At 53.8% G+C, this 5,083-nt stretch carries 5 protein-coding genes and 1 pseudogene; all 6 read right to left on the bottom strand.

All coding sequences use genetic code 11. The annotated features are described in order from the left end of the window. Positions 1-396: 396 nt before the first annotated feature. Positions 397-1,434: a DUF4368 domain-containing protein gene (locus QZL64_RS02935; RefSeq protein ID WP_296309239.1), complete on the bottom strand. Its 1,038-nt coding sequence runs from the start codon at positions 1,432-1,434 to the stop codon at positions 397-399. Between the two features lie 139 nt (positions 1,435-1,573). Further along, positions 1,574-2,059: pseudogene (locus QZL64_RS02930) on the bottom strand (recombinase family protein); the annotation flags it as partial. Further along, the gene (locus QZL64_RS02925; RefSeq protein WP_021840529.1) at positions 2,043-3,707 is read right to left on the bottom strand and encodes a recombinase family protein; all 1,665 of its coding nucleotides are present in this window, start codon (positions 3,705-3,707) and stop codon (positions 2,043-2,045) included. The gene QZL64_RS02925 and the pseudogene QZL64_RS02930, both read right to left, overlap by 17 nt. Before the next feature lie 134 nt (positions 3,708-3,841). Continuing rightward, positions 3,842-4,015: a hypothetical protein gene (locus QZL64_RS02920; RefSeq protein WP_021840528.1), complete on the bottom strand. Its 174-nt coding sequence runs from the start codon at positions 4,013-4,015 to the stop codon at positions 3,842-3,844. 64 nt (positions 4,016-4,079) lie between these two features. Then, on the bottom strand, positions 4,080-4,394 hold the full coding sequence (locus QZL64_RS02915) for a hypothetical protein (RefSeq protein WP_296309237.1): 315 nt from the start codon (positions 4,392-4,394) through the stop codon (positions 4,080-4,082). A gap of 150 nt (positions 4,395-4,544) precedes the next feature. Continuing rightward, positions 4,545-5,083 (bottom strand): hypothetical protein (locus QZL64_RS02910; protein ID WP_296309235.1); only part of this gene is annotated, 539 nt, incomplete at its 5' end.

The following is a 5,083-nucleotide window of genomic DNA, read 5'->3' as shown; positions in this document are numbered from 1 at the left end:
GGGCTACCTACCGGCTCTGGCACATCAAAGATGTACGTTGCGTTTTTATCTTTGCGTTTATAATCAAGCCATATGGCACGATTAACTTCTGTTCAAATCATACCATATAATTAATGCATTTTCTATATACTTTCTTGATACCCAGCAAAAACCAGAAAAAAGCTCCCGAAGGAGCTTTCCACGTTTTAAATGTACACTAATTCTCTTAACACAATCTCTTCTGCATCATCCCTTATTTCCCATGAAGAATGTTATAAAGAACACGAGGTGTTTGGGAAGGGAGTTCTGCTAACTTCTTTCTCATTCGACAAATCCGTGCGCAACAATCGAATATCGCTGTTATCGTAGAATGTTTCCGTCTGGCTGTTGATGCGGTCAGGCGTTTTTTTCGCCCAATCACACCAGCCCGACAAAGCGGTAGTAAATTTTGATGTCCTGATGCTTCTGACCGTCTATGACCGTCCGTTCTCCAATCTCAATGTGATCGATCAGTTCCTCCACGATGTCCCGGTTGAGATCCTGCAAGTCCAGATACTGCCGGACAGTTCCGGCCCACCGCTGGATATTGGCGATGTCCTGCTGAGATTTTCGCTCCCCAGCCAGCAGCGTGTCCAGGCGTTCTGCCTTCTGGACACGTTCCTGCTCATTCTTTTCAATCAGGAGCGCGAAGGAGGCTTCACTGATTGCCCCGCTGACCTTATCCTCATAGAGCTTCGCGGTCATCCGTTCCAGTTCCTCCAAGCGTCGGCGCAGACGGCTGATTTCCTGCTGACAGTCCTCCTGCCGGGAAGTATTCGCAGATTGTATCTGCTGCTTTAGCCTGTCCAGCACCGCCGCCTCATCGGTTGCCACTGCTTTTCCATGCGCCCGGATTTCACTCAACACAATGTTTTTCAGTGTGATCTCGGAAACCCGGTGCCAGGAACAGGTGCTGTGTCCGGTGGTAGCAAACCGGGAGCAGAAGTAAGAGACATAGCGTTTGACCGTGCCGTTCTTTCGGTGCAGGGATTGGCGGCTGACAACCATCGGGTGTCCGCAGTCCGCGCAGACCAGCTTTCCGGTGAACAAAGCGGGCTGGGGTGGTGTGCGGCCATCAGCGCGCTGTTTCGCCGCCTGATTGATTTTCTGCACCGCCTCCCACAGCTCCGGCTGGATAATGGCCTCGTGCGCGTTTTCGTGGGAAATCCACTCCGATTCCGGTTTGTGTATCATCGTCTTGTCCTTGTAGGACCGGGAACCGGTGCAGTTCTGGGTGAGGGTGCCGAGGTAAACATCATCGTTCAGAAGGCATTTGACGGTTGCATAAGCCCACAGCTTGGAACGGTTGCAGCTGCCTTTGCCGTAGTGGACCGCCCAATGCCAGCTGGGAGGGAGAATTCCTCTCCCGTTCAGGGTGACGGCGATTTTCCCATAGGCCATGCCGGAATAGCGCATCTGATAGATCTCCCGCACAACGGCGGCGGCTTCCTCGTCCAGCACNNGGCGGCGGCTTCCTCGTCCAGCACCAGCCTGTGCTTATCTTCCTCGCTTTTGCGGTAGCCGTAGGGGCATAGGCGGCAACATACTGGCCGCTTTTCTTTTTGGCGTGAAGGACCGACCTGATTTTACTGGACAGGTCTTTGAGATGGTAGTCGTTCATCAGGCTGCGGAAGTGCAGCATATCAGTGTTGTCGCCCTCGCTGTCCAGACAGTCCAGCACCGAAACGAACCGGCAGCCAAGGCTGGGGAACACCACGTCTGTGTACCGGCCCACCTCTACAAAGTCGCGCCCCAGGCGGGAAAGGTCCTTCACCAGAATCAGGTTAATCAGGCCATGCCTTGCGTCCTCCAGCATCTCCAAAAATCCGGGGCGCTGAAAATTTCCTCCGCTGTACCCATCGTCCCGATAGGTCTTAACCTCGATCCAGCCGTTGAGCATGGCAAATTTGGAGAGGATTTCGTACTGGTTCTCGATGCTCACCGATTCCTCGCTGGGAATGTAGTGTTTGGCCTTTGCGGAGTTGGAGGCGTCATCGACGCTCAGGCGGCAGTAGATGCCCACCTTATATTGCTTCGTCATAGTCCTGCCTCCCTTCCTGCGCCAGTGCCGTATCTACATACCCCACATAGCGGTAATGCACCTTGATGTCGCAGACGCGCTGGCCGTTAATCTTCTGAGCCTCGCCGACCTCGATCCGGTCCACCAATTCAAACAAAATGGTTTCGTCCAGCTCCGAGAGTTCGGTGTAGCGCCGGATCAGGTCCAGCCAGCGGTCGGCGTCCACCCTGTTTTCCAGATGGACTTTCACCTTCCGTTCCAGATCGGGGACCACCTCCGCCTTTTCCGCACGCTCCGCTTCATACTTCTGCATGAGGGTCTGGAATACCGTCTGGGGGATCGCACCGGTGCATTTATCCTCATAGAGATTCTGCATCAGGCGTTCCAGCTCGGAAATCCGCGTCCGCGCGGTTTTCAATTCCTGCTCATAGGAGAATAGACGGGTGTGAGATTCCTTTTCTTTCAGCCGGGTGATCTGCTCGATCAGGCTGTCCGGGTTCACCTCCGCAAAGCGGGCCTTCTCCCGAATGTCCTCCAACACCAGCTGGTACAGCACCGTCTCATAGATGGTGTGAACGGTACACGCGCTCTTACCGCTGCGGGCGTAATTGCCGCATAGAAAGGAGCTGTACCGCCCTGGTCTTCCGTCCTTATAGGTGAACCGCTCGATGTGGTTCCGCATTTTGAAGCCGCAGTCGGCGCAGTAGACAAGGCCGGTGAAGATACTCTTGCAGCCATCGGCGTGGGTGTTCTTCCGCACCTTCTTCTGGTCGATGCTCACAACGGTGTCCCACAATTCCTGTGAAATAATGGCCTCGTGGGTTCCCTCCACCCGAATCCACTGGTCCTCCGATTTGCTGACCAGCTTGCGGGATTTGTAGGAGAAGGTGCCGTATTTGCCCTGCACCATATTCCCGATGTAGACCTCGCTGCGGACCATGTTTTTCACCGTCTGGTCGGCCCATTTGTGGTTGACGCGGCGGGGGTCGCTCTGGCCCTTGCGCTGGTAGTACAGCACGCCGGGGGAGGGTATCCCTTCCTCATTGAGCGCCGCCGCGATCGCATGAAATCCCATGCCGGAGGCCCGCATCGCAAAGATACGGCGCACAATGGGCGCGGTTTCCTCGTCGATCACAAGGTGGTGCTTATCCAGCGGGTCGCGCCGGTAACCGTAGGCGGGATAGGTTCCCATGAACTTGCCGCTCTCGGCGCAGGCTTTCTTGACGGCCTTGACCTTCTTGCTGGTATCCCGGCTATAAAATTCGTTAAATAAGTTCAAAAAGCACATGACATCGGTGCTTCCGTTGTCGCTCATGGTGTCGATGCCGTTGTTTAGGGCGATGAACCGGCAGCCCAGCGACGGGAACAGATAATCGGTGTACTGACCGAACTCGATGTAGTTGCGGCCAAAGCGGGACAGGTCCTTCACCAGAATCACATTGATCCGCTTTGCTTTTGCGTCCTCTATGAGACGCTTGACCCCCGGACGGTTGAAATTCGTACCTGAATACCCATCGTCGATATAGGTGTCAATCTCATTCCAGCCCCGTTGCCGGACGTAGTTTTGAAGCAGCAGCTTCTGGTTTTCGATGCTGACGGATTCCCCATCACGCTCATCGTCGTTGCTCAAACGGCAGTAGATGCCCACGTTGTATGTTGTTTCAATCATCTTTGTTTTACCTCCCGACCATATCAGAATCCATACCTCGTGCGGCAAAATGGCTCCGCAGGTGTACCCTGCATGAATATCTTATCGGAGAATCCATCGCCGCGCAAGCATACGGCAGGCCGCGAGGCCGGTTGTTATTTGAAACCTCTGGCAGCCGGCATGATTTCTGACATAGCGCGCCTGACTGCCAGCTGCTCCAGCGTCCTGCCCAGGTCCTTTTCTCCCGAAAAAAAGCTGGTGACGCGATAAATGGTTTTCCCGATCCGCACCTCTTTATAGGAGGTCGTTTGGGTTGTCTGGTTAGTCATAAAGACGCACCTCCATTCAAAAAAACCTGTTTTTTCAAGCTATGAGGCAACAGGTTTTCCATATTCATAAAAAAGCAGCCGTATCGACAAACTGAAGCGGCAGTTGCCACAGAACATCATTCGATACGGCTGCTTGTATTTTGGGTTGATGATTCGCCATATTTGCCACGCGCCCCTGACGATGGGGACATAACAGGCCGCCCCTGGCAGGGCTGTCATAACTCCGCAGCGTCGTTTTTCTCGTGCGCCGCAGGGTTCTCCCCAAGTCTTTAGGGAGCCGTGAGGAAGTATCTTTAAGCCCCCGTACCATCATCGCACCCGGAGTGCCAATTCCGGGTTTTAAGGCTGGCGTAGATCGCTCGGATAGCTTGTCCTTCATCACCTCCTAAAAGCTATCGTCCTGGCGGCGCGCCTTTTCCGCTTCGGTACGGGTTATGTACCTGTTATGCCGTGTATTCTGTTGTCAAGCTGCAAAGAGGAACAAGGGAAGTTGTCCCTTCAATGTGTAGGCATTGGGAAAGGCCGTTTGTTAAGGGTTTTTCAAAAAATCTTTGATTTTATTTAGCCTTTGTGTGATGGCACTTCGGGAACAGTTCCAAAGCCTTGCAACATCGGCCTGCCGGTATCCGTCCCCGATGAGCAGGGTCAGCAGTTCCAGATCGTCCTCTGATAATTCGCAAAGCCGCTGATACAGCCGTTCATTCTCTATCGTGGACAGCCAGCCGAAGCGATGCTTGTCCACGTCGCCGGTATCCCAGTTGCAGGACAGCGATTCAAACTTCTGGAACAGGCAGGACTGTTCCAGCTCTTCCTCATACTGTTCGCTGGGAAGGCCCTGCACCCGGTTCAGATAGGCCCTCTGGCTGCAAAACCAGGTCCAGTCATATTCTTTCATGTCCGCGATCTGCTCGTCGCTCATACCGGCGGCACGGTATTCCTGTTCCAGTCGGCTCCATTCCATATCAAACTTTCTTTTTTCATATCCGTAGTGAAAACCCATTGTTTTCCTCCATTTCGATTCAAGCGTGGTTAACGGGTGAATCGAATGGAGGCGGGGAGCGGCAGCGG

It is taken from the genome of Veillonella sp. CAG:933 (assembly GCF_000431435.1).
Classification (GTDB): Bacteria; Bacillota; Negativicutes; order Veillonellales; family Veillonellaceae; genus Veillonella_A.
This window is presented reverse-complemented; position numbering and strand designations above follow the sequence as displayed.

What these genes read in the sequence shown, in the direction of transcription:
- QZL64_RS02935 (WP_296309239.1), bottom strand. Translation starts at nt 1,434, where the DNA reads ATGCGCTATTCCGGCATGGCCTATGGGAAAATCGCCGTCACCCTGAAC.
- QZL64_RS02925 (WP_021840529.1), bottom strand. Translation starts at nt 3,707, where the DNA reads ATGATTGAAACAACATACAACGTGGGCATCTACTGCCGTTTGAGCAAC.
- QZL64_RS02920 (WP_021840528.1), bottom strand. Translation starts at nt 4,015, where the DNA reads ATGACTAACCAGACAACCCAAACGACCTCCTATAAAGAGGTGCGGATC.
- QZL64_RS02915 (WP_296309237.1), bottom strand. Translation starts at nt 4,394, where the DNA reads ATGAAGGACAAGCTATCCGAGCGATCTACGCCAGCCTTAAAACCCGGA.